This window comes from Biomaibacter acetigenes, from assembly GCF_003691585.1.
GTDB lineage: Bacteria > Bacillota > Thermosediminibacteria > Thermosediminibacterales > Tepidanaerobacteraceae > Biomaibacter > Biomaibacter acetigenes.
Genome location: NZ_CP033169.1, coordinates 2,239,576 through 2,265,078, shown reverse-complemented (window position 1 = coordinate 2,265,078; position 25,503 = coordinate 2,239,576). Strand labels below are relative to the sequence as shown.

Sequence of the window (25,503 nt, the reverse complement as noted above, 5' to 3'; positions counted from 1 at the left end):
CAGGAGAAACCCACCACTGAAATTTTATGCCATGAACATTTTAATATCATCTTCAACATTAGTTATTCCACCTATGCCGAACTTATCAACCAGTACCCTGGCCACATTGGGAGACAAGAATGCAGGCAATGTAGGTCCAAGATGAATATTCTTGACTCCCAAATAAAGCAATGCCAGTAATACAATTACCGCCTTCTGTTCGTACCATGCAATATTATATGATATGGGCAATTCATTAATGTCGTTTAATCCAAATATTTCCTTTAATTTAAGTGCTATTACAGCCAGGGAATATGAATCATTGCACTGGCCTGCGTCCAATACTCTGGGTATTCCGCCTATATCTCCCAGGTCAAGCTTGTTATATCTATATTTGGCACACCCAGCGGTAAGTATCACCGTATCCCTTGGCAATTGTTTTGCAAACTCTGTGTAATATTCCCTGCTCTTCATTCTTCCATCACAGCCTGCCATTACGAAGAACCTTTTTATAGCTCCCGTCTTTACCGCTTCCACCACTTTGTCTGCCAGGCTTAACACCTGGTTGTGCGCAAATCCACCGATTATTTCGCCTTTTTCTATTTCAACCGGGGGCTTGCACTTTTTGGCATGTTCTATTATTGGCGTAAAATCTTTGGGTTTGCCGTCTTTTCCTGCCGGGATATGTTTTACCCCTTCGAAGCCCACCACTCCTGTGGTATAGACCCTATCTTTATAAGTATCTTTAGGAGGAACAAGACAGTTGGTAGTCATCAATATGGGACCGTTAAAGGATTCAAACTCCCTATCCTGCTGCCACCAGGCGTTTCCGTAGTTTCCTACGAAATGGGAGTATTTTTTGAATGCAGGGTAGTAATTTGCGGGAAGCATTTCACCGTGAGTATATACATCCACTCCTGTCCCTTCCGTTTGCTTCAACAGTTCTTCCATATCTTTTAAATCGTGTCCGCTGATCAGTATGCCCGGATTGTTCCTTACTCCAATATTTACCTTGGTGATTTCCGGGTTGCCGTATGTGGAAGTATTGGCTTTATCCAGGAGAGCCATAACGTCTACTCCAAATTTTCCGCATTCCATCACCAGGGCGACCAGGTCATCCGCCGTCAAATTATCATCGGTGGTGGCTGCCAGCGCCTTTTGCATAAACGCAAATATGTTTTCATCCTTATATCCCAGAACATAGGCATGTTCTGCATATGCCGCCATACCCTTTACTCCGTAAGTCAGGAGTTCCCTCAAAGACCTTATGTCTTCATTTTCAGTGGCCAGTATCCCTACTTTTTCGGCTTTTTTCTCAAATTCATCCACTGAATCCGCGGTCCATACCGCAGAGTCATGCAGGTTATTTCCGATTTCCACTCCCTCTTTTAACAGACGTTCTTTAATCTGGTCGCGCAGTATTAAGCCCTGCTTTATTTTTTCCACAAAATAATTTTTATCGAAGTTTACGTTTGTGATGGTGGAGAAAAGCCCTTCCATTATAAACCTGTCGGCTTCTTCATTTACGATACCCGCTTCTCTTGCTTTTGTGGTATAAATGGAAATTCCTTTCAGAACGTAGATTAGTACATCCTGCAATTTAGCCACATCATCTCTTTTTCCGCACACACCCCTTAAAGTGCACCCGGTACCTTTTGATGCTTCCTGACACTGGTAACAAAACATGCTCATTAAAAATGCCTCCTTTAATTATTATTTTTATTTGAATTAATAGATCCAAAGGTATAATACTTGATTTTTCCCGGAAAATCTGTGATAAAAATCACATGCTATAACAGAAGTTTAAGGTGAGATGTTAGAAATCAGAATAGAGGTTAAACATGATGCTAAAATAGGCTTGAAATATTTTAGAGGATATGCTAAGATATTAATGCAAACGTGCCGAAGTGGTGGAACTGGCAGACGCGCTGGACTCAAAATCCAGTGGTAGCGATACCGTGCGGGTTCGACTCCCGCCTTCGGCACCATTTTTTTGTTTAAAGCCTTAATTTACAAGCTTTTAAAGCAAAGAAGCCGAAAGGCTACCGAATAGCTGTCATACATAAAAACAAAGCCCCAAATCTTCTACCAATAAAGATGTTCGGGGCTTTTTGTCCATATATGGGTGTGCAAAAATAACTTTTTTGTGAAAAGTTTATTTTTCTTTTTCTTCTTTTTCACAAGCATCCAGTTCATCGATGATGTTTCTGCAGATTGAAATAAGCATTTCCGTCTGACGGGCAGGCCTTGTCCTCAACAGATGCATAAATTCATTGATGGCTTCTTCGGCTGAGGATTCGGCGCTATATTTTATTGGCCCTTCCAGGATATAATCCAGGCCCACATTCAATGCTTTTGCTATCTTGTTTAATGTTTTTAATGACGGTATTTTGTCACCCCTTTCCATTTGACCGATATAGCTGTAATGAAGGTTAGCTTTTTCCCCCAGTTCCTCCTGAGTAAGGTTCTGCTTCTGGCGAATTTGTCTGATTTTTTTTCCTATGTCTTTGAAGATTTCATCTGTTGACAAACTCATCAACTCCCCGTTGCTTCTTTATATATGTTGCAATTTTTTGTAAAAAAAGTAAAGAGAAAATATGTATTATAAAAAAGTCCAAAATTGTCGTAATTTGACGAGCGCCGGTAACACATTTGCAGTATATTTCATTTAGTATAGCAAATATACGTTAACTTAGCAATATTATAATTTTATGCATATTTTGAGGTAATTCATATTTTTAGGGTTTTTAAGAAAGCCAGGGAGCTTAAAATAAAAAAAGATAGGTTTTTCACCTATCTTTTTAATCTTGGGTCCAGTGCATCCCTTAAACCATCCCCGAAGAGGTTGAATCCCAGCACCGTAAGCATAATTGCAATACCCGGCGTTATACTGAACCACGGAAAAGTCCTCAAATACGACCGGCCGTCAAAAATCATAGAACCCCAACTGGCCATAGGAGGTTGAGCTCCAAGACCCAGGAAACTGAGGCTGGCTTCGGACATGATTGCACCCGGGATGCTCAGTGTTAGCATAACTATAATGGGCGCCAGGGTATTTGGCAATATGTGCTTGAATATGATTCGAAAATCTTTCGCCCCTGAAGCATGGGCTGCTTCCACAAACTCCATTTTCTTGAGGGAAAGTATTTGACCTCGCACAAGTCTGGCATATCCGGCCCATCCTACAAAGCCGATGGCAATAAACACATTATAAATGCCGGGCCCCAGGGCGAACATGATACCTATGCAAAACAGCAGCTCTGGAAAAGCAAACATGATATCACAAAGCCGCATAATTATGTTGTCTACTTTTCCGCCATAATAGCCTGCTATGGCTCCCAGCAGCACTCCGATGATGAGGGCGATGCCTTCCGAGATAAACCCCTACCATCAACGAAACTCTGGCACCGTAAATGATCCTGCTAAGGATATCCCTGCCGTAATCATCGGTTCCAAGAAGATGCTGTGCGGTAGGCGGCTTTAAGCGGTATTCAAGGTTCTGAGCATAAGGGTCATGAGGGGCGATTACCTCTGCAAATATGGCCACCACTACCAGAAGTATCACAAAAAATAATCCTACCATGGCTGCTTTATTCCGCTTCAATCTGAGCCAGGCATCATAATAAAGGCTTCTACTTTCCTGAGTGCTTTTTTTTGCTGTTTTCATCCTGGTTTTTGGTTCATTAAGAGGTGTTTGAGCCTGAGCCATCAACCTTCACCCCCATCATATCTAATTCTCGGGTCCAGGAAGGAATATGATATATCAACTATTAAATTTGTAAATACAAATACAAGGGCGGTGAAGAGCACAGTACCCTGTATGACAGGGAAATCCCTGTTATTGATGGCTTCAATGGAGAGCCTTCCCAGGCCGGGAATCCCAAATACAGTTTCGGTAAGTATGGAGCCTGTAAGAAGTCCGCCAATCTGAAGGCCTATTATGGTGATTACCGGGATCATGGCATTTTTCAAGGCATGCTTGTAAATTACAACCCTTTCGCTTAAACCTTTAGCCCGGGCTGTGCGGATGAAATCCTGGCGGATTACTTCCAGCATGCTGCTACGGGTCATTCGGGCTATGGTGGCGGCGAACCTTGTGCCGAGAGCGATAGCCGGTAAAACCATATATTCAAATCCAGAATAACCTGAGATGGGAAACCACTTTAATTTCAATCCAAATACCAGTTGAAGGATTATAGCCACCCAGAAAACAGGGGCGGAAATTCCCATAAGTGCCACTATCATGCTGGAATGGTCAAAAAAAGTGTACTGCTTGACGGAAGATACTATTCCCACCGTAAGCCCTATTATTATAGCCACTATCATAGAAGAAAGAGATAATTTTACAGTAGCGGGAAATCTCTGCAGTATAGTTTTCATCACATCCTGGTGGTTGTAAAAAGATCTACCCAGGTCACCCTTTATAGCTTTAAACAAAAAATCGAAGTATTGAATATAAAGAGGCCGGTCAAGACCCAGCTGGTGTCTGATGTTTGCTATGGTTTGAGCATCAACCCTTTTGCCCATCATATTGACCACAGGGTCGCCGGGGACCACATTTATTAATATAAATGTTATGAGAGTAATTCCTATCAGCACCGGAATCATAGATATAAGCCGGCGTATAATATATGAAGTCAAAACCGCACCCCCTCCGATGTATCATAAACAAACGGTTGGGCGCAGGAGCGCCCAACCCCGATCATTACTTCTTTTCGAGCCACATGGTCCTGTAATTGTAGCTTCCGATTCCCGTGGGATGGAATTGAACATCCTTGACATAGGGCTGAACGATGTAGTATTCCTTTATATGGAAGAGCGGAATTATGGATACATCGTCATATATGGCTATCTTTTCGGCTTCCTGGTACATCTTTATGCGCTCGTTCATATCGGTGGAGACCCGGGCCTTTTCAATGAGCTCATCCACCTTGGGATTCTTGTAGTTGATGGACCATCCTGGTGTCTGGGTAGAATGCAGGATGTTATACATGTAGTTGTCCGGGTCGGGGATATCGGCCCACCAGTTGGCAAGATAGATAGGAACCTTGCCGTTGTTTCTAGACTGCCTCCAGGAGGCACTGTCCATCTGGTTAATCTTCATATCGATACCGACTTGTTTCAACATGGCTTGAATGGCTACGTTCCTCTTGTAGAAGGTTTCGCTCTTGGCCTGCCAGTTTTCTACTTCAAAACCGTTGGGATATCCGGCTTCCGCCAGGAGTTTCCTGGCCTGCTCCGGATCATATGGGAATCCGGGGTTATTTTCGTTGTATCCGGGGATTCCGGGCCCCAGCAATCCTTTGGCAACAACACCCCTGTTGTTCAAAAGTTCTTTCAGAATCTTGTCTTTGTCGATGGCCATGGCGATGGCCTTTCTTACCCTGACATCCTGGAAGTATTTGACGTTTTCATTCATTACGTAGAAATAGGTATTCAACGGTGTGTTTTCCACGATCATCTTACTGAAATTGGGATCTGACGCAAGCCTTGGATATTCAGAGTCGGGAATGGGGAGAATGTCAATGTTTCCGTTCTCGAATTCCATGGTCATTGTGGCTTCGTCTTCAATAATCCTCATCTGGATTTTATCGATGTACGGTAAATCTTTTTCGAAGTAGTTTGTATTTCTTTCCAGGGTGATATGGTCGTCATGTACCCATTCGGCTATCTTGTAAGGGCCGCTGCCGATGGGGTTCAGGGTCCATTCTTCGCCAGCCTTCTGGGTGGCTTCGGCGGGATAAATGGAAGCGCAGGGCACCGCCAGATTCTGGATGAAGGGTGCATAAGGAGCTTCCAGGGTTATTTCAAATTCCTGATCGTTTATAATCTTGAAGCCTGCTAGCTCGGTGGCTTTACCGTCTTCCATATCCTTGGCGCCTTTAATGGGGTCAAATACCCACTGGTTAATAGCCTTGGTTTCTGGTTTGAGCATGCGCTCAAAGGTGAATTTCACATCCTTTGAAGTTAAAGGAGTACCGTCGCTGAATTTGAGGTCGGGTTTTAATTTGAAGTGATAGGTCAACCCATCGGAACTGACCGTGGGCATTTCAGCCAGGAGTTCCGGCTCCAGGTCGGTGGTGCCGCCTTTATACCTCACCAGAGTGCTGAACAAAAGTCTTGCCATGTAGTATGTTTCCAGCATTGAGTTCTGCTGGACATCCAGCCCCGGAGGATCGGCTCCAAGAGCATCCTGAAGGGTTCCGCCGTGCTTTGTATCCGCCGGCTGGCTCTGGTCCTGGCTCTGCTGGGCTTTCTGGCCTCCGCCGCAGCCTACCAGTGAAACCATTACAAGCATTACTAACACTACTACTAACAATTTTTTATAAATTGTCATTCAAGTCCCCCCCTTAAAATATTGGAAATTGAGGTTGATATAATAAAATTTTTTTAATCTTTACAAAACCTCCTTTCACGTGGTATGTTGAGTTATAGATTTATAAGAGAAATTTATACGACATTTTTTATAAAGTCCTGTTTGCTGTCAGGTTTCCGGGTTACCGTTGAATTACAAAATAGAAAATTTTTAACTTCATTAATTAAAAAATCCAGAGAAAACACATACTTGCGTTTTCGCTGGATTTCATCAACGAAAAGTTGACAAAGCAGCTACTCTTCAATATTTTTACCGTTTTTATCTGGAAATATTTTTTCTGGGCATCTTTAAATGCCACTATGAGAGCTTTTTGCGAGGAACCGAAATACCTGGATTCAATCTCTTTTGAGATTTCAAAAATGTCACATTCCATGTTTTTATCCAGAAAAATGGATCTAATAAAGTCGGATGTTAGTGGAAGAACTCCTGCGGCTCCAGCATCTAGTATACGGCCAGTGTCTTTATCTATTACAAGGCCGATAAAGAACATGCTGTACATGTGGGTTATCGGATTGTTTTGAGGCGCCTTGGAATTGCCTATTATATATATGGTATTTTTAGGGTAAACCATCAATGCAGTCCTCCTGTTGGTCTCTTATGCGTAGTTAGCCGGGAAAGGCCACATTGCATAAAAGGAACGGTGAATGCTTGATTTAACTTGATTTACTTTGAAAGGTCAATTATTTAGTATATTTATTCTACAAAAAACTTAGAAATCCTTCTAGCCATTTGTAAAAACACAAAAATTTATTTTATATGTACCGGCCGGAAAAATATTTTTCGGTTATTTTAAAGGAATTTGAATGGCAAAAATCGAATAAGAAAGGATAGAATATAGATGAAAGGGGACACACCTTCTTTTCTGAGGCTTGCGTCTGAGGTAATCGGAGGAATGTCTCTAATTAAGAAAGGGGGAGAGGGGGCTTGAATGAAGAGAAAGACCTCATCCACCGGGCCAAAATGGGTGATGTGACAGCTTATGAAGAGCTCATATCCGGGTATGAGAAAAAGGTATACAACACGGTTTACCGTTTTTTAGAAAATGTGGAAGATGCCAGGGATCTAACCCAGGAAATCTTTCTGAAAATATTCACCTCTTTGAAAAACTTCAAGGAAGGGTCGTCTTTTTCTACATGGCTTTACAGGATAGCCGTAAACACATGTATAGATTTTTGCCGGCGGAGAAAAGAGGACACGCTGTCCATTCTGGACGAAATGGATGGAAGCGAAACAAGTATGGGTAAATATTCAACTCTTCCAGAAGATGTGGTGGAAAATAAGGAATTGAAGAAAGCGCTTAATGACGCCATCAAAGCCCTGCCGGAAGATCAGAGGATCTGTGTGGTATTAAGGGATATACAGGGATTCAGCTATATGGAGATCGGTGAAATCTTAAAATGCTCCACGGGGACGGTCAAGTCCAGAATAAACAGGGGCCGCCGGGCCTTGAGACAAATATTGCAGAAAAGGGAACTTTTTTAAAAAAAAACGTCTAAACTAGTAGAAGGGGGGAAAATGATATGGCGTGCGAAACATACAGAGACATAATAGACAAATATGTAGAAGGCCTGGCCACTCTGGATGAGAAAACAGCCCTTGAAGAGCATATAAAGACATGTGCCGATTGCAAAAGCGAAGTGGAAGATATCAGCAAAATACTCAGGGCTTTTAATTCTTTTGAAAGCGTGGATTTGCCCGATGATTTCATGCCTTCTCTTCACGACAAATTATTGAAGATGCAGGCCGAACACAGAAATACCGGGGCCACGACCTTTTTCCCCAAATTTATAAGAATTTCTATGGCATCATTCTATAATTTTTACAGGCATAATTCAAAAGCCCTGGCTGCAGGTCTTTGCGTCATTTTAATAAGTTTTTTCCTGGGCCGGTTTTCCGTTATGCCCGGTGTCCATCTTACCAGAACAGGAAACAACATTGAACAGCAGATGGCAAAAACCGAATCCATGTCTGCATCTTCGAAGGCTGCACAATCACCGGCGGCACTTGAACAGAAATCCTCCGAACAGAATCCTGTTGAGAATAATAGGATACAGGCCGATATCAGCGGGGGTTCCGAAAAAAAGTTGATGATGGCTGACAACTCGGCGCAGAGTGAAACAGAAATTGAGGAAGAAGCTCAACAAGAGATTCAAAAAAATACCCTAAAAGATATTCAAAAAGATGTCGCTGCAAGAGCCGAAAACGATGGCACTGTCCATTCAATTGCACTGAATAAGAGTTCCCGAGATGGAAGCGTCAAAGATATGGCATCTCTAAAGAGCGGGATTCAATATAAAGCCCTGCAGGAAAGCGGTCCGAAGGCCGCTGCAGCAACCCCTTCCTCCCAAAAAGAAATACAAAGTAAGCAGGTCACTGTTCTGGTGAATGATTTTGATAAAAAAGTGGTTTCCGCTATAAGCCTGGCAGATCAATTGGGCGGAGATATTCAGCAGAGTAAAATAACCATAGAGAGCGGGGGGAATTCCCGTAAAGCATATATCGTGATGAAAGTGCCTGTCGAAAACATGGCTTCTGCCCTGGAGCAAATCGAAGCCCTTGGCGAACTAGAAAAAAACTTTGAAGAACCGCAGAATGAAAACAAAGGAGAAGCAAAAACCATAGAGGTCGACAAGCGACTGATGACGGTACAAACCCAGGATCAAAAGGAACAATCCGAAAAAAATTTTTCGGATAAAGAAACTGTGGATGAAGAAACACAAGATAAAGAAAAAGAAATGGCTATTATTCAAATTAATATAATTGAAAAGGAGACGGTTCAAGAACCAACGAATTAAGTTCACCTTTTTCTTTTTATGAGGGCAACAAACGATTGTTGCCATTTTTTTATTTTTGATTGCAGGTATTTGCAGATTTTTGGTGAATAATAGTATCGGGAGTGAATAATATGAAGAAAATAATGTTAATAGATGGAAACAGCTTGTTGCACCGGGCTTTTCATGCTCTTCCGCCTTTGAGGACATCCAAAGGCGTACATACCAATGCCGTTTATGGGTTTTGCAACATGCTGTTCAGGATTTTAAAAGAGCAAAAGCCCGACTATATTGCCGTTGCTTTTGATAAAAAAGGCCCCACCTTCCGCCATGACCAGTTTGAGGCCTACAAGGCTACCAGGCCAAAGACGCCGGATGAACTTGTGGGACAGTTTGACATATTAAAGGAGATATTACGGGCGCTCAACATCGGTTATCTGGAAATAGACGGTTTTGAGGCTGATGATGTGCTGGGCACATTATCAAAGAAGGCTGAGGATTCAGGAGTGTTTTCATTGATAGTCACCGGTGATAAGGACGCCCTGCAACTGGTATCTCCCAACACTCATGTTATGCTGACAAGAAAAGGCATTACCGAACTGGAAGCATATGACCCCGAAAAAGTAAAGGACAGGTTCGGCATACCGCCCGAAACCATCCCGGATTTAAAGGGGTTGATGGGGGATGCTTCGGATAATATTCCCGGGGTGCCGGGCATTGGAGAGAAAACCGCCTCTAAACTTTTGCAGGAATATAAAACGGTGGAATGTCTCTTAGAAAATGCACATAGCCTTAAAGGTAAATTGAAGGAAAATTTGCGGCATTACAGCGAACAGGCCAGGATTAGCAAGCATCTGGCCACTATCGTAAGAGATGTTGACCTGGACTTTAAGTTTGAGGATTTTAAGATAAAAGATCCCGATTACAATGAACTTGTCATGTTATTCCGGGAATTGGAGTTTTACAGCTTGCTGAATAAAATAGAACGTCCCAGAATTGAAACCAGGACTTGCAGCGAGGTGCAGCATACTGTAAAATCCGGTGTGGACCTTGAAGATATGGTAAAAAAGGTAAAATCTTCGGGCAATTTATGCGTTCTCATAGATATTTACCGGCTTTTTCCCATACCATCTTTAAAAGGTATCAGCATGGCAGATGGAGGCCGGGTTTATTATATCTCCTGGGAACTTATAAATATGGATGATAATGCCAGAAAAAATTTGAAAGAGATACTTGAAGACCCGGATATTCTAAAGATAACCCATGACGGAAAATTTGTCAGGAATGCCCTGCGGCAAATGGATATAAATTTCTATCCCCAGTTTGATACCATGCTGGCTGCTTACCTGCTGGATCCTTCAAAACCGAGATATGAACTTGAATCCTTGATTTACGAGTATCTTGGCATGGAAGTGAAAGTTGAGGAATATATCGGGGTGAAAACTGGTGCTCTAAAATCTTTGATGCAGGTAATGCAGGAAAGGCTCAAAACCTATGATATGGAAAAGCTGTTTTTTGAGGTGGAGATGCCCCTGAGCGTGGTGCTGGCGGACATGGAGAAGTCCGGATTCAAGGTCAACTCTCAAAAATTGAAACAACTTTCCGATGAGTTTGGGGAGAAACTGGAAAACCTGAGTAAAGAGATTTTTAATATGGCAGGTATGGAATTTAATATAAATTCACCAAAACAGCTGGGAGAAGTACTTTTTGAAAAATTATCCCTGCCCGTGATAAAAAGAAAAAGACCGGATATTCCACCGATGCGGAGGTGTTGGAGAAGTTAAAACCTGCCCACCCCATTGTCGAAAAAATCCTTGAATACCGCTTTTTGATGAAGATGAAATCCACCTATGCCGATGGGCTTCTGTCACTGGTGGACAGAAACACCGGTAGATTATATACAAGCCTCAACCAGACGGTTACATCCACGGGACGCATCAGCAGCACCGAACCCAACCTTCAAAATATCCCGGTCAGGACTGAAGTGGGAAGGCGCATACGGGGCGTTTTTGAAGCGGATGGTCCGGAACACCTGCTACTTTCCGGGGATTACTCCCAGATAGAGCTTCGAGTTCTGGCTCATATTTCCGGGGATGAAAGCCTCATCGATGCCTTTGTGAAGGGCGAAGATATTCATACCAGGACTGCCAGCGAGGTTTTCGGCATTCCACCGGAAAGTGTAACACCTCTATTGAGGGACCGGGCTAAGGCAGTGAATTTCGGCATAGTATACGGCATAAGCGACTACGGATTGGCCCAGAGCCTGGGGATTTCCAACAGGGAAGCTCAGGATTATATAGAAGCATATTTTCAGAGATATCCGGGGGTCAGGGACTATGTGAGGGAGACCATCAGGAAGGCCCGGCTTTCGGGATATGTCACCACCATTTTAAACCGGCGCCGTTATGTTCCGGATATAAACAGCAGGAATTACAATCTTAGGTCCTTTGCCGAAAGGGTGGCCATGAACACACCCATTCAGGGAAGCGCTGCCGACATTATAAAAGTAGCTATGGTAAAAGTTTACCGGGATTTAAAAAAAGCCCATCTCAAATCCAAAATGCTGCTCCAGATACATGATGAGCTTATTCTGGATGTACCGAAAGATGAACTTCCTGTGGTAAGAGAAATCTTGAGAAACGACATGGAAAAAGCCATCCCGTTAAAAGTGCCCCTGGTGGTGGACTTTAAAACGGGATATACCTGGGAAGACCTTTAAATATTGAAATTACCAGGAGGAGTGGCTGTTGAAAGTCATAGGACTTACCGGAGGCATTGCCAGCGGAAAAAGTACCATTTCCATGTTGCTTAAGAACAGGGGTGCTGTTATAATAGATGCGGATAAGATTGCGCGAGAAATCATGACACCGGGGAAACCGGTGTGGCATGCCGTAATAGAACATTTCGGCCGGGAAATATTGCTGGATGGAAAGAATATAGACAGAAAGAAACTGGGGCGGATAGTTTTTTCAGACCCGAAATTGCTGGAAACCTTAAACAGTATTACCCACCCCGCCATAGTGCAGGAAATCAAAGAAAGGCTGGATTATTACAGGCATAAAAATGAAAAAGTAGTGGTGGTGGATGCTGCTCTACTGCTGGAAATAGGTCTTGATTCCCTGGTGGATGAAGTCTGGGTGGTGGTTGTAGATGAAAAAAATCAGCTAAAAAGGCTTATGGACCGTGAAAAGGGCATGGACCTGGAGGAAGCCAGGAACAGAATAAGAGCGCAGATGCCCCTTGATGAAAAAATAAAAATGGCGGATAAGATAATAGATAACAGCGGAAGTATTGAAGAAACAGAACGGCAGATAGATGAATTATGGAGGGAAATAGAGCTGTCGTGGCAAAAAAAATTGCAGCAGTATTGATAGTCATAATCGGACTTTTAGCTCTATATAACAATATTTCATGGTTTATAAGATATCTTTATCCCTTGAAATACCAGGACTACATAGTCAAATATTCGCAAGAATACCAGATGGACCCCTATATGGTTGCTGCAGTAATAAAGGTGGAAAGCGGTTTTTCGCCAAATGTGGTATCCAGCAAGGGCGCTGTCGGCCTGATGCAGATAATGCCTGAAACGGCAACATGGGCTGCGGAAAAAAATGGACATGAAGGATTTTAAAATTGAAACACTGGTGATACCGGAAATAAATATAAAAATAGGGACCTGGTATCTGGCCAAATTACTTGAGGAATTTAATGGGGATATAACTCTGGCTCTGGCCGCCTATAATGGTGGAAGAGGAAATGTCAGGGAATGGCTAAAATCAGGCCAGATCAGGGGAAGCAAAGAAGATAATATACCTTTGCCGAAACAAAAGATTTTGTCTCAAAGGTCAAGAAAGCCTATAAATGGTACAGGAAATTGTACAAATTATAAGGAGGAGGTCAATGGACCAGGGTATACTAGCAATTTTAATTGTATTGATACTGGGAGTTTTAAGCAAGAATAATTCACTGGCGCTGTCAGCCACAGTGGTGCTTGGACTGAAAACTGTTGGACCTAAAAGAGGCATTGATTTTTCTAGACAGGAATGCTATAAAATGGGGTATAATCATTCTAACCATGGGTATTCTTACACCCTTCGTCACCGGTAAAATTACATTGAAGGATATTCAGGCAATACTCTCAAGCCCCATTGCAATTGTAGCGCTTCTGGCCGGAGCCATAACGGTCATATTATCGGGCCGGGGCTTAGGCTTGATTACCAGTGAACCTTCCATAGTGGTAGGGATAGTGCTGGGTTCCGTAATAGGTGTTGCATTTTTCAAAGGAGTTCCCATAGGCCCGATGACCGCAGCCGGTATAGTGGCAGTAATTTTGAGCCTTGTAAAACATTAAAGGAGAGATTGAACTTATGGAGGAAATTAAAAATTTAAAGGATGTAAAAAAATTTAAAGTAGACTCTGAAAGGCCCTTTTACTCGGCAAATCACGACGAAATAAAAGCCGGTTTAACCACAGATATTTATTTTATCAAGACCATGGAAATTTTAAGGCATATGGGCCTCTCCGGCAAGAATGTGGTAGCAGAAGTATTTCCCAGGAAATCAGGAATCATGTGCGGCGTTGAAGAGGTTTTGAGTCTATTGAAAGACAAAAATATCGAAATTTATTCACTTCCCGAAGGCGAATCTTTTGAGCCGAAGGATACCGTTATGAGAATAAAGGGAGCCTATGAAGAATTTGGTATGTTCGAAACGGTGTTGCTGGGGATGTTGGCCCATTCCAGCGCATGGGCTACGGCATCCAGGCAGTGCAGGGAAGCAGCCGGTGACAAGGTTTACATATGTTTTGGCGCCAGGCATGTACACCCTGCGGTGGCGCCGGTTATGGAAAGAGCTGCAGTAATCGGCGGAGCCAACAATGCCAGTTGTATCCTGGCGGCGAAGCTTCTGGGCCGGGAACCTTCGGGTACCATTCCCCATGCAGCCATGCTGGTGGCCGGAGATACCGTTTCGGTGGCCAGGATTTATGATGAGATCATGCCTCCGGATTCCCCCAGAATTATTCTGGTGGACACTTTCAGAGATGAAGCCGAAGAAGCCATGGCGGTTGCAGAAGCCCTGGGGAGGACTCTGGAAGGAGTTAGGCTTGACACCCCCAGCGAAAGGGGAGGGGTTACTCCGGAACTGGTGAATGAAGTAAGGAAGAGGCTTGATCAGAAGGGTTATAATTATGTAAAAATATTTGTTTCAGGAGGGTTATCTCCCGATAGAATCAGAGAGCTCTCTGCCGCTGGCGCCGATGCTTTTGGAGTGGGAAGCTACATATCCGGAGCATCTCCCATAGACATGACTCTGGACCTCAAGATGGTAGACGGCACTCCCATAGCAAAGAGGGGCAGGATTCCGGGACTTATAGACAATCCGAAGCTGAGGAAGATGAAGTAAAAGCATCGGGAAACCAGAGGGATATTTCGCGCTCGGCACTTTCGGCGCTGTCGGAACCGTGAACCAGATTTTCCGTGGTGGAGATGGCAAAATCCCCGCGGATGGTGCCCGGCAGCGCATCCTCCACTTTTGTGGCTCCATTTAAAAGCCGAACTGTGCTTACGGCTTTATTACCCTCCAGTACCATGGCAAAGACCGGGCCGGAAGTGATATAATCGATGAGTTCGGGGAAAAATGGTTTTGAACGATGTTCCTGGTAGTGCTTTTCAGCCAGTACCCTTGACACTTTCATCAGCCTGGCTTGAATTATTCTTAACCCCTTTTGTTCATATCTTTGCAATATTGTTCCTATCAGCCCGCGTTTAACACCATCGGGCTTTATCATCACAAAAGTTCTTTCCATTGAACAAACCTCCATTTTTGTAAATTTCCAAAATAACTTGTTTCATTATTTTACCAAAAATTTTGGAGCCATACAAGTTTAATCAAGAAAAGTTGAGATAAGATACGGGCTAATTTACCAGGCATTGGAAATTGACCCCGGTGTGAGGATATAATATAATGATTCTGATAGTGATTTTACATAAATGTCGGGGGGACAATATGAAAAAATTAGTAGTTTTTTTTACAGCTGTTTTTCTATTCGTTTTTTTACTGACCGCGTGTTCCAACAACTCTGTGGGTCCCGTTCAGGAGAAAAAATCTGAAGATAATACTTCCGCCGTTCCCCAAAGCGGTGGGAAAATTAATATTGGAGTGACTTCTGCAATAAATCTCGATCCATTAAAGGTCCAGACCGATGAGGAAAAATCTTTTGTTTCGTTGATATATGAGGGATTGGTTAAAATTGACGGGCAGGGCAGGATAAAACCGGCACTGGCTAAAGCCTGGGAAATTTCAGGGAATGGCAGGACATACACTTTTAAATTGATGAATAATGTAAAATGGCATGACGGAGGAATTTTTTCTTCTAATGATATCAAAGCCACCTTTGATAGAATAAGACAAATAAAAAGTTTGCGGGAGAAAAAGGATAAAGTCAAGGTGTTTCCCGAATTTGACAATATAGAGAGTTATTCCGCTTCGGATGCAGACACTTTTACCGTAAACCTTTTCAAACCCGATGCCGGTTTTCTATATGGCATGACCATCGGAATACTCCCGGCATCTTCTATTTCATTGGAGAAAGGGCAAACGGGAAGTCCTTCGGACAAATCATCTGACACACAGCAAATATTAAAACCTTCAGGAACGGGCAAATATAAGGTTGTAAAGCAGGACAGCGATACCATTGAACTGAAAAAAAATGAGGATTATTACGGCAAAAAGCCATATATTGATGAGATAGCTATACGAATCTTTCCCGACATAAATTCCATGAAAGAGGCTTTTAAAAACCGGGAAGTGGACATAATGCCTGTAGACACTCAGGACTGGGGCATCTTCCAGAACATGCCGAATGTCAGCCTTCTTCACTACCCTTCCCGTTATTTTGAATTCATGGCCTTGAATCTAAAGAATGACCTTTTTAGTGATGTCGGTGTCCGTCAGGCCATTCTAATGAGTATAGACAGAAATAAAATACTTCAGGATACCACCCTGGGCAGGGGTGTTATTGTAGACAGCCCGGTAATGCCTTTCTCATGGGCTTACAACCCGCAGGTGCGGCACCAGCCTTTTAACAGGGAAAAGGCCGGGGAGATGCTGAAAAGTGCCGGCTGGAAAGATGAAGATGGCGATGGCATACTGGAGAAAAAGGTGAATGGAAAGAAGAAAAAATTTGAGTTTGAACTGCTGGTGAATACATCGAATGCTGCCCGCTATCAAGTTGCTTCCGACATTCAGAAAGATTTAAAAGAAGTGGGTATATCAGTAAAAATGGTGAATGTTCCCTGGGAAGAATTGAAAACCAGGGTTATGGGGGAAAAATTTGATGCTGCAATCATGGGATGGAAATTATCGCCCAATCCCGACTTGAGGTTTATGTTTTTACAGGATGAAATAAAAAACGGTTATAATTTCGTATCCTACTCCAACCCTCAACTGGATGAAATATTGATAAAGGCCCAGTCTATTAATCTGGAGCAGGAACAAAAGGCACTCCTTTATCAGGCTCAGGAAATAATAAGCCGTGATCAACCATACATTTTCCTTTATAGCCCCAACAATCTGCTGGCTATAAACGCAAGAATAAAAGGTTTTCAGCCTGATCCGGTAAACCTTTTTAACAATATAGACGATTGGTGGGTCGAGTAAGGACGAAATAAGCAGATAAGGCCAGAGGAGAGGTAAACCATGAAAAAAAGCCAATATGATGGCGGTTATTATTACTATTCGGAACAGGGCAGCCGGGAACAGGATTATAAAGGAGATACCGGCAAAAATGCTGACTTCGGAATAAAAGATATCATAGCTATGATCATAGCCGCTTTTGAGCTGGTGCTGCCCCCGCTATTCATGATATTCGGCATGGTTCTGGGAATTTATTTCGTATTGAAGTTAGTTTCGGGCTTTTGAAGCCTTTACACTGCCGGATGTGCCGAGCCATCTCCGGCAGCGGACGTGGTTTTTCACCAAAATATGGATTTAAAAAAGAGGAGTTTCGACTCCTCTTTTAAATTATATTTCCTTCGATGCTGATTTCAATGATATTAAGCGGGATGTTTTTACCGGAATTTCCTAGAGCTTCTTTTGTGATCTTTACTAAACCGTAGCAACAGGGCACTTCCATGTGGGCTCGGTGATGCTTTTTATGTCATTTCTTTTAATGATTTCCGCTAGTTTCTTCATATAATTTCCGTCATCGAGCTTTGGGCAGCCCACAACTACGCTTTTTCCCCTTAAGAGGCTCAGGTGATAGTTTGGATACGCCACCGCCACACAATCGGCAGTTATTAGAAGATCCGTCCCCTCAAAGTACGGCGCTTCCACCGGCACCAGCATGAGCTGTACCGGCCACTGCATGAGCTGTGACTTTATACTTATCTGCACATCTTGAGTTTCTATTTGGGGAATATTTACATCGCTATCTTTGGTTTTCCTTAAATCTCTCATGGTGCTGCCGGGGCAGGAAAAGCCATGTAGATTATGGTCTTGTGAATGGCTGTGTCTGTCTTTAGCGCCCAGGTATTCTTTTACCGCCTCTTAATTAAATTCATCGGCTTCCCTCTCGATTATAGTTATGGCTCCTTGAGGACATTCCCCAAGGCAAGCTCCAAGCCCGTCACAATACTTATCAGATACAAGCCGAGCTTTTCCGTTCAACAGCTTGCTGTAATTATAAATTTTAACTTAAGGCTTCTTGCATACGCTGGAGGATTATAAGGACTTCTATGAAATATATATCTTCCCTTAACATATGATCGGCCAGCCGTGGCCAGAAATTGGCCTGCTTTCCGGGAATACTGCACGTTACTAAATCATTGAACAGGTGGCGTAAAAATTCTGCATGTTCATGTATTAAGGCAAGGCTTCTTGTTATGAAATGTCCGGGGTCTCGGCCTTCTTGAAATGCATCCAGCACTTCTTCGTAAAGTCTTCCTATACGCCTTTCCCATCTAAGAGTTTCCCTTCGGTAGGAAACTTGTTCGGGACGGAAGAATCCAGACAATACACCCATATGTTCAGAGGCAATTCTAAGCCAGAAAAGCATCTCTTCATAAGCGATATTCCGGAACTCTCCCGGAAGGCGGGGTATGAACAGCTGCGGGGCTGTCGATGCCATCCCGGTGCCAGGCACGCCGATTTCCTCCCTGATAGGCCGGGGTTCGCCCTTGATCCTTGCCAGCACTCCGGAAAAGAAAATTGCCTCACGACGGATATGATCTATCAAACCGGCCGGTAATATGGATAAAATCCTGCACGCTTCGATTCCCTGGGCCACTCGACCTTTAAATGCTATAAACTCCATTACGGCGTCCTGCAATACAAAAATGAACTCACCGGCAATATCCTGCTGTAATTCGCTCTGTTGATTTAAGTTTACAAAGCGTCGGGAAAATTCATTGGATGTTTCAAATAGCTGCTCTTCAGTAGGATCGAACCCGTTACGCATAAAGCGGGCATGATCTATCAAAATGCCAAGCCAGAAATTTATTTCTTTTCGCAAGGACAATTCCTGGAGGCTGAGGTTGTCATCCGGGAAACTCATACAAACACCCTCCGTAATCTTGTTTTTATATTAGTATACTATTCGGGGGGAGTTTAGAAAGTGATTATTGACATTAATATAATTACCGTATATAATATTTATTGTCATAACGCGGAGATGGCGGAATTGGCAGACGCGTACGTTTGAGGGGCGTATGGGATAACCGTGCGGGTTCGATTCCCGCTCTCCGCACCAAAATAAGAAAATCATAAGGATACCTTTAAGGTATCCTTATTTCATAAATTATTTATAATATAGCAATAGATGTGTGACAATATAAATTGTAATGTATGGAGCTCTGCTGATTGCAGGGCGTTTAATATATTTAATGAGCCTAGAAATTATTAAAAAATTGTTAATATTATATAGCATTGTTTTGACTGGTTATTAAGGATATGGTATAATTTTGAAAAGGAAATTCGGTAAGGTGATTAAGGTGAGAGGGAACAACTTGATATAGGAGGCTTAAGTCTTTATGCCGATACCAAAAGAAAATGAGAGATATACTTATGCTGATTATTTAACATGGTCTGAGGATGAAAGATGGGAGATTATTGATGGTATAGCTTATGCGCAGGCTGCTCCAACCTGGCAGCACCAAAGTATTTCCGGCGAGATATACAGGCAAATATCAAACTACCTGGTAGATAAACCCTGTAAAGTGTTTACTTCGCCATTTGATTTAAGGATTCCGGAGGAAAACGAAAAGGATGAAGACACAAAAAATGTCCTCCAGCCCGACCTTGTTGTTATCTGCGATAAAAAAGGTCTTAAAGGAACTGGTTATTATGGTATTCCCGACCTTATAATTGAGATAACTTCACCTTCCACATCGAGGAAAGATAGATTGGTGAAATTCAATAAATATGAAAAAGCGGGCGTAAAAGAATACTGGATCGTAGATCCAGAAGGAAAGTTTGTTAGTGTGTTTACATTGCAGGAAAATAAAAGATATGGGCGGCCAGAATTATATAGTGAGAAAGATAAAATCAAAGTTTCAATTTTTCCTGACCTTGTAATTGATCTTGGAGTAGTGTTTGAGGGGATATGATGGTGCCAGAAGGGATTACTAAACCTTAGCGGGATCCAAAGTGAATCTTGACGAGAAAGAATAGGAGACTTCACCATGAAGCTTGAGAAAGATAAAGTACAAATAATTGAGCACGATCCATTATTTGAGGAAGTTTTTAAAAAGGAGTACAAAAGACTTAAAAACGCCTTTAAGCATTCGGAGATATTACATGTCGGCAGTTCTTCGGTTCCAATTCCTTCTAAACCGATAGTTGATATCATGATAGCAGTATCAATAGTAAAGGAGACTCAAGTTAAAAAACTTGAGTCTTTAGGTTATAAGTTTATTGGTTATGTAGCTAATAATGGGGCACGCATCTTTCTAGTATTAGAAAATGACCCCTATGACATCTATTTACATCTCGTAAGAAAAAATGGTAAGTGCTATAAAGATACCAAAAGGTTCAAGGATATATTGCTAAAAAATGCTGACATCCGTCAAATATATTCCGAACTAAAATACGGCTTAGTTAAAGCTTCTGATAATCGTGATATGTACTCTCTTCATAAAGGGAGCTTTATAGATTTCCTGCTTGAAAACCATGATGAAAATACAGTAGATTTGGAGGCAATAAGGCGTAAAAAAGAAGAAGTATTGGTGGATCACGCATACACTGTGAGATTACTGGGGGAAACTAAAATTAAACTCAATAAATACAGTGATAAGATAAAAATGAAGCCCAAATAGAGGGCTTTTATTTTTTTGCTTTTTTTTATGATATATTATAATTATGAGATATAGTACTTCGGTGATAAAAACCGCCGCTGACGCCAGAAACCTGGGATATAAGGTAAATGTTTATAGAGAGGGTGTTGCTTCCTTTGACGAAGATGCCCATAGATTTGCTCTTAAAGAGATGGAAAAGACGCTGGGATGCCGGATATTCTAGTTTAAACGGAGATGTATTATATGGGTCTAAAAGAAGATATAAAAAAGTTCGCAAAGGACATAGGCCTGGACGCCGTAGGTTTCGCGTCTGCGGAACCCTTTTTGGAAGAAAAGAAGATTTTAGAGCAGAAAAAAGCAAAGGGGTTGCTTTCACCTTTCGAGGAACAGGATATTGAGCAAAGATGCTATCCTGAAAAACTCCTGCCCGGAGCTAGAACTATAATATGCTTTGCCATGGGGTACCTTATAAATCCTTACAGGCCGGTTGAAACGGGATTAAAGGGGCCGTTATTTGGGAAAATATCCCGGTATGCTCTGGTGAAAGATTATCATTATGTGCTGATGGACAAACTCAAAGCCGTTATTGAATTTATTTCGAAAAGAAAACAGGGCAGGTTCATGATTTTTGTTGATACCGGAAGCCTCATGGATAAGGCCGCAGCCAGAAGGGCGGGCATCGGGTGGATAGGGGAAAATACATGCCTTTTTACGCCGGATTTAGGTTCCTGGGTATTTTTAGGAGAAATATTAACCGATATAGAGATAGAGCCTGACGAGCCAGCAAGAGATTTGTGCGACCACTGCGGGCGGTGCGTAAAGGCCTGTCCAACCGGTGCCTTGATGGCACCTTTTCAGATAAACCCCCACCACTGCCTCTCATATATAACCCAGATAAGGGGCTCCCTTCCGGAGGAATTCAGAAAACCCATGGGTAGCAGGATATTCGGCTGCGATACGTGCCAGGAGGCTTGCCCCAAAAATAATAGTGTCAGGATTCCCCATCACCCGGAGTTTGTGCCGGATCAGCCGCTCACGTCGAATTTATTGAAGCTGGCCACTATTGATAAAAGGGACTTTGAAAGAATTTTCAAGCCCACCGCCGCCGGCTGGCGAGGAAGAAATGTGCTGCGCAGGAATGCCATCTGCGCCCTGGGGAATATGGGAAAGGGAGAAACAGATAAGGAAAATGTAATGTTGTTACTAAAAAAACTGGCCTGTGATCCATCGGAGATGATAAGAGAACAGGCCGGATGGAGCTTTGAGCAACTTTTGTCAAGCAGGAGAAGGTATTGAAACTTCCAACTGCGCTACACCCCCGTTCTGCCTCATCGGTTTCGGTTGAAAACCGAGGGATTTAACCCCATTATACAGACATTAAAAAGGGAGAATGGAATGAATAATTCCTATTCTCCCAAAATTGGTTTTTGTTCCGTTATTGGGCAGGTTCATTAACAGTTATTATTTGATACTGGCTGTTCCAGTTCACTTTTGTACCGAAGCTTTCTGATATAAATCTAAGGGGTACAACAGTCCTTCCTTCTAAAATTGTGGCCGGCTCATCTATTGTAGATACTACACCGTTTATTTTAACCTCGCGACTTCCTATACTCAATTCAATGGTTTTGCCATTCTTCGTTATAATTATTGACCCTGTATCCTGGTTCCAGTCAACTTTGGCACCGAGATTTTCAACGATAATCCTTACGGGGACCAATGTCGTGCCGCCTTTTACGAGAGGTTTCACGTCAGACTCTACTTTTTGACCTTTTATGAGTAGCTTTATGCCCTCCAAACCCATTTCCTCATAAAGTTTTCCGATTTCATTGTAAAGCCCATCATCTTCAGGTTCTTTTTGAATGGCTTCTTCCATATTTTTAAGGGCTTTTTCCAGGTTCCCTTCTTTTTCATTGAGTATTGCAAGATATGCTTGCACCTTTGCATCGGGATTTACCTTCAATAGTTCCTCCAGATAGGATATGGCGGATTGAACATCTCCTTTTGATTCATAACTCTGGGCCAGTAATATCATGGCTTTATGGTTTTGGGGATCAATGCTGAGTGCTTTATTGGCCATATCGATAACCTGGTCATAGTTGCCCAGCGATTTATAGACAAGAGCCAGTTTGATTAAAGCCTTTTCATCATTCGGATTTTCTTTTAACTTCTGTTCAAGTTCACCTATGATTTTTTCAGGATCTTTTCCTTTTTCAGTTTCAAGTTCTATTTCTTCGCCGTCTTCTATCTCGATTTTTACTTTACCGTCATCAATTTTTATTTTGATTTCTTTATCATCTAAGTTTTTATCATACTCGTCCTGCTCTTCGAGTCCTTCGTCCAGGTCAATTTCCTCATCTTCATACTCTTGACCTTCATCCAAATCATCTACATCTTCCTGGTCGTCGTCTTTGTCTTCCTCATCTTCATCATCCCTGTCATTTTCGTCCAGATCTTCATCCTCTTCCTCATCTGTTTTATCATCTAATTCCTCATTTAAGCCATTTGAATTGCCGGTGCTTGTTTCTACTTTTGTAGTGTTGTCATGGGCAAAAACCTGAACTGAGTTAAAAGAGAAACTAAAAATAAATGTCATAACCAGTAAAAGGATAAATAGATTTTTGATCCTCATTTTTTATTCCTCCTCGCGATTTGATGTTTCCATTATATTACTTTCGTAACTTGTTATTTTTTAAGTGGGGGTAAAAGAAAAAAAGATATAAAAATATTATATCCCTATTAATCATCATCGGAATCGGGATCATCTTGGTCCGCACCGCTATTGCTGTTATCGTTATCATTATTATCTACATTATCATTGCCTTCCTTATCCCTGGTTTGATCGTCAATATCTTCTTTATCGTCGGCTTTATCCATTTCATTATCATTGTCATACTCCCGTTTTTCAAATTCATCATCTTCTTCTTGCTCGACGGTTTCCCTATCATCGACATTGACCTGATTTTCGTCATCCTGTTCCATAATGTCAATGGGCCGGTCTTCATCTTTTCCGGTGAAATCCCTGTCGCTATCGGTATTATCTTCATCCTCATCCTCGAGGGTGTCATCCCGTTTTTCAATTACATCATCATTCTTTTTATCGTCATCATCACCAAAGTTGTCCTTTAAAATATCCTTTGCTTTATCCGCTTTCTCCGAAATGACCTCGTTGTTTCTTCCGGGCTTATATTTTTGCTCATCTTTTACACCGGTATCCTTTAGTTTTTTACCTTCCATATCAAGTCCGCTATTGATTTTCTTTATGTTGCCCTGATTAATGTTTCTTTCGTCCGTTTTTTTGCCGGTCTTTTCAAAGAGATCCCCATCACTTTCCGGTCTTCCCCTTTCCCGTTTTTTATTACCTGCATTATCACCCGGCATCTTATTAAGGATTTCAGATACACGGCTCTTCTTAATTTCCTCAATAGTGACATCTACGCCCTTTTCCTTCATTTGAGTATAAATAAAGTATCTGCCCATGGAAATATTATTCTCTTGGGAATGTTTTCTTTTTTCGGGGGTTATTTTTAAGATTAAGGCCTTAACTTTTAATGCGGCCAGATCGTTTACAGTTCCTCTCAGCGAGCCAATGAGGTTTTCCAACCTTTCTTCCGCTTTATCTTTTAAAAGCGTGTAATCTTTGCCATCCATGTTTAAAGCCACAGAAATGAGTATGTCATTTTCGTTTTGCACATCCAGATAACCCTGTTCTTTCGATCTAACTATAATTTGCGCTAAAGCATTTTGTACTGTCATGCCATTTAATGTTAATCCCTTTGACAAAAACCGCGCGTCTTCATTTAGAGGAATAGTTTTTAAAACCCTTTCCTGTTTATTGATAACCAGTTCTAAACTTGGATTTATATCAATATCCACGTATGCGTATGCGGAATTTGCGGTGTAATGAAAATACGAAACACTGATAAGAAAAATAAGTAATATACTTGCCGCAACCATAAAATATTTAACGTTCTTTCTGTTATACCTTATAATATCGGATTCCTGAAATGTGATCTGCTGCCCGAGACTCATACCGCTGCGCCTTTTTATTGATAAAAAGTCACATTCCTCCGTCATCACTATGGCTTTTTTTTCTTTTAATTTTAATATGGTGCCCCTATAGTTCAAAGGCGTCACCCTCTTTTCAGCATTTTTTACGTACCCTTTTAAAACATCAAGATCACTATTTAGAATCAAACATACCGCAATTATAAATTTCCTGTTTCTTTCAATGGTTTTCCGATTGACATTAACAATTTTCATCAAATCTACCATGGGTATGTTTTTCTTTTTATTTAATTTCCCAAACATTTCTTTGTTTTCTGCTATCATCCTTGCTATCTTTATGGCCAGCCTTCTAGAATCTTTATGCTTTGGAGCACATACAACCAGGTCTTCGACTGTTATGTTGAACTCTTCAAGCTTTCTGTTAAATAGCATAATTTCCTCCCGGAGTTCAACGTTATCGGATTGGGATGTGAAATCTGCCTTCAAATACCTTTCTTCGAAGACGCTTTCCTCATCCTCAAAATATGTAAAAGGGTATACCATGTTATGTTTGTAATTGCTCCTTATGAAATCAATTAACCTTCTGCGTATCACCTGTTCAGCAAAACTAAAAAAATTTGAGTTTTTTTTGTCGTCATAGGCATCGATGGCTTCATTGAAGGCTAAAAGCCCGATGCTGTATTCCTCGCTGTTCTCAATCTCTATGTAATCCTTCAGCACACTGGAGACCGTTTTTAAAATAAAAGGTGCATACTCTTTTATAAATTTTTCTTTTAAAGCCCTATCGCCAGACTTAATCTTTGTAATTACATCTTTTACGGAATCCGCGCTCTGCTTATGTTTCCTGAATGGAGATATGTTTATCACAAAAAATCACTCTCCATAATATTAATTCGAGCAATAAATCTTTTTTGGTGGAGAGAATGTATTTGTAAAATTTTATTAGGTCATTTTGCAGGAAAAAGGCTACACGTTATGTAGAAAAAAAACCTCACCATCCTCCAAATAAGATGAGTTAAAAACTCAATAGGAAGGTGAGGTTATATGGAAATAATTCAACTTATATTGCAAAAATTCCTGCT

General features: G+C 41.8%; 21 protein-coding genes, 2 tRNA genes and 3 pseudogenes. 15 read left to right on the top strand and 11 right to left on the bottom strand.

Going from position 1 to position 25,503, the window contains the following annotated elements:
- Positions 1 to 24: 24 nt before the first annotated feature.
- Positions 25 to 1,671, bottom strand: coding sequence for a hydroxylamine reductase (gene hcp, locus D2962_RS11605; protein WP_120768554.1), 1,647 nt, complete (start codon positions 1,669 to 1,671; stop codon positions 25 to 27).
- Between the two features lie 209 nt (positions 1,672 to 1,880).
- On the opposite strand from hcp, the gene D2962_RS11600 reads away from it, so the two are divergent.
- Positions 1,881 to 1,967 (top strand) — tRNA-Leu (locus tag D2962_RS11600).
- A 167-nt stretch (positions 1,968 to 2,134) separates the two neighbouring features.
- Here the strand turns inward: D2962_RS11600 and D2962_RS11595 are convergent.
- From D2962_RS11595 to D2962_RS11575, 5 genes and pseudogenes are all read right to left on the bottom strand, one after another.
- Positions 2,135 to 2,509, bottom strand: a complete 375-nt coding sequence (locus tag D2962_RS11595) for a helix-turn-helix domain-containing protein (RefSeq protein ID WP_222927520.1) — start codon at positions 2,507 to 2,509, stop codon at positions 2,135 to 2,137.
- A gap of 263 nt (positions 2,510 to 2,772) precedes the next feature.
- Positions 2,773 to 3,646 (bottom strand): annotated as a pseudogene (gene nikC, locus D2962_RS19685) (nickel transporter permease).
- Positions 3,647 to 3,687: 41 nt separating this feature from the next.
- Positions 3,688 to 4,620: a nickel ABC transporter permease gene (gene nikB, locus D2962_RS11585; protein ID WP_120766185.1), complete on the bottom strand. Its 933-nt coding sequence runs from the start codon at positions 4,618 to 4,620 to the stop codon at positions 3,688 to 3,690.
- Positions 4,621 to 4,684: 64 nt separating this feature from the next.
- Positions 4,685 to 6,316 (bottom strand): ABC transporter substrate-binding protein, encoded by a 1,632-nt coding sequence (locus tag D2962_RS11580; RefSeq protein ID WP_122015054.1) that lies wholly within the window; start codon positions 6,314 to 6,316, stop codon positions 4,685 to 4,687.
- A gap of 202 nt (positions 6,317 to 6,518) precedes the next feature.
- Positions 6,519 to 6,926: a DUF3870 domain-containing protein gene (locus tag D2962_RS11575; RefSeq protein WP_122015053.1), complete on the bottom strand. Its 408-nt coding sequence runs from the start codon at positions 6,924 to 6,926 to the stop codon at positions 6,519 to 6,521.
- 353 nt (positions 6,927 to 7,279) lie between these two features.
- Here D2962_RS11575 and D2962_RS11570 point away from each other — a divergent pair, with 353 nt between their 5' ends.
- From D2962_RS11570 to D2962_RS11540, 7 genes and pseudogenes are all read left to right on the top strand, one after another.
- Positions 7,280 to 7,837 carry an RNA polymerase sigma factor gene (locus D2962_RS11570; protein ID WP_122015052.1) on the top strand — a complete coding sequence of 186 codons (558 nt, stop codon included), beginning with the start codon at positions 7,280 to 7,282 and terminating at the stop codon, positions 7,835 to 7,837.
- A gap of 38 nt (positions 7,838 to 7,875) precedes the next feature.
- Positions 7,876 to 9,150 carry a DUF4349 domain-containing protein gene (locus D2962_RS11565; protein ID WP_122015051.1) on the top strand — a complete coding sequence of 425 codons (1,275 nt, stop codon included), beginning with the start codon at positions 7,876 to 7,878 and terminating at the stop codon, positions 9,148 to 9,150.
- 110 nt (positions 9,151 to 9,260) lie between these two features.
- A pseudogene (polA, locus tag D2962_RS19680) lies at positions 9,261 to 11,845 on the top strand (DNA polymerase I).
- Positions 11,846 to 11,873: 28 nt separating this feature from the next.
- Positions 11,874 to 12,497, top strand: a complete 624-nt coding sequence (gene coaE / locus D2962_RS11555) for a dephospho-CoA kinase (RefSeq protein ID WP_120766190.1) — start codon at positions 11,874 to 11,876, stop codon at positions 12,495 to 12,497.
- A pseudogene (locus tag D2962_RS19900) lies at positions 12,449 to 13,015 on the top strand (lytic transglycosylase domain-containing protein). Before coaE ends, D2962_RS19900 begins: the two are co-directional and overlap by 49 nt.
- A 117-nt stretch (positions 13,016 to 13,132) precedes the next feature.
- Positions 13,133 to 13,477: a DUF441 domain-containing protein gene (locus tag D2962_RS11545; protein WP_245984645.1), complete on the top strand. Its 345-nt coding sequence runs from the start codon at positions 13,133 to 13,135 to the stop codon at positions 13,475 to 13,477.
- A gap of 16 nt (positions 13,478 to 13,493) precedes the next feature.
- Entirely contained in the window at positions 13,494 to 14,528 is a 1,035-nt protein-coding gene (locus tag D2962_RS11540) for a nicotinate phosphoribosyltransferase (protein ID WP_122015050.1), read from the top strand.
- On the opposite strand, the gene ndk is transcribed toward D2962_RS11540, so the two are convergent.
- On the bottom strand, positions 14,494 to 14,931 hold the full coding sequence (ndk, locus tag D2962_RS11535; RefSeq protein ID WP_120766194.1) for a nucleoside-diphosphate kinase: 438 nt from the start codon (positions 14,929 to 14,931) through the stop codon (positions 14,494 to 14,496). The two genes, D2962_RS11540 and ndk, sit on opposite strands and share 35 nt — an antisense overlap.
- A gap of 200 nt (positions 14,932 to 15,131) precedes the next feature.
- Between ndk and D2962_RS11530 the strand changes: the two genes are divergently transcribed.
- Positions 15,132 to 16,784 (top strand): ABC transporter substrate-binding protein, encoded by a 1,653-nt coding sequence (locus D2962_RS11530; protein WP_162991203.1) that lies wholly within the window; start codon positions 15,132 to 15,134, stop codon positions 16,782 to 16,784.
- Positions 16,785 to 16,823: 39 nt separating this feature from the next.
- Entirely contained in the window at positions 16,824 to 17,045 is a 222-nt protein-coding gene (locus tag D2962_RS11525; protein ID WP_122015048.1) for a hypothetical protein, read from the top strand.
- A 186-nt stretch (positions 17,046 to 17,231) separates the two neighbouring features.
- Here D2962_RS11525 and D2962_RS11520 read toward each other — a convergent pair whose 3' ends face one another.
- Together D2962_RS11520 and D2962_RS11515 are read right to left on the bottom strand one after the other, a co-directional pair.
- Positions 17,232 to 17,582, bottom strand: coding sequence for a hypothetical protein (locus D2962_RS11520; protein WP_122015047.1), 351 nt, complete (start codon positions 17,580 to 17,582; stop codon positions 17,232 to 17,234).
- Between the two features lie 232 nt (positions 17,583 to 17,814).
- On the bottom strand, positions 17,815 to 18,678 hold the full coding sequence (locus D2962_RS11515; RefSeq protein ID WP_122015046.1) for a DUF2935 domain-containing protein: 864 nt from the start codon (positions 18,676 to 18,678) through the stop codon (positions 17,815 to 17,817).
- Between the two features lie 111 nt (positions 18,679 to 18,789).
- On the opposite strand from D2962_RS11515, the gene D2962_RS11510 reads away from it, so the two are divergent.
- From D2962_RS11510 to queG, 5 genes are all read left to right on the top strand, one after another.
- Positions 18,790 to 18,873: transfer RNA gene (locus D2962_RS11510), tRNA-Leu, on the top strand.
- A 280-nt stretch (positions 18,874 to 19,153) separates the two neighbouring features.
- Entirely contained in the window at positions 19,154 to 19,729 is a 576-nt protein-coding gene (locus tag D2962_RS11505) for a Uma2 family endonuclease (protein WP_120766200.1), read from the top strand.
- Positions 19,730 to 19,804: 75 nt separating this feature from the next.
- Complete coding sequence (locus D2962_RS11500) at positions 19,805 to 20,437, top strand: GrpB family protein (protein ID WP_122015045.1); 633 nt, start codon at positions 19,805 to 19,807, stop codon at positions 20,435 to 20,437.
- Between the two features lie 43 nt (positions 20,438 to 20,480).
- Complete coding sequence (locus D2962_RS11495) at positions 20,481 to 20,639, top strand: isochorismatase family protein (protein WP_120766202.1); 159 nt, start codon at positions 20,481 to 20,483, stop codon at positions 20,637 to 20,639.
- Positions 20,640 to 20,659: 20 nt separating this feature from the next.
- The gene (gene queG / locus D2962_RS11490) at positions 20,660 to 21,712 is read left to right on the top strand and encodes a tRNA epoxyqueuosine(34) reductase QueG (RefSeq protein WP_120766203.1); all 1,053 of its coding nucleotides are present in this window, start codon (positions 20,660 to 20,662) and stop codon (positions 21,710 to 21,712) included.
- A gap of 139 nt (positions 21,713 to 21,851) precedes the next feature.
- On the opposite strand, the gene D2962_RS11485 is transcribed toward queG, so the two are convergent.
- Positions 21,852 to 23,045, bottom strand: a complete 1,194-nt coding sequence (locus tag D2962_RS11485; protein ID WP_147421237.1) for a copper amine oxidase N-terminal domain-containing protein — start codon at positions 23,043 to 23,045, stop codon at positions 21,852 to 21,854.
- 107 nt (positions 23,046 to 23,152) lie between these two features.
- On the bottom strand, positions 23,153 to 25,288 hold the full coding sequence (gene sigI / locus D2962_RS11480; RefSeq protein ID WP_122015044.1) for an RNA polymerase sigma-I factor: 2,136 nt from the start codon (positions 25,286 to 25,288) through the stop codon (positions 23,153 to 23,155).
- Positions 25,289 to 25,503 lie beyond the last annotated feature (215 nt).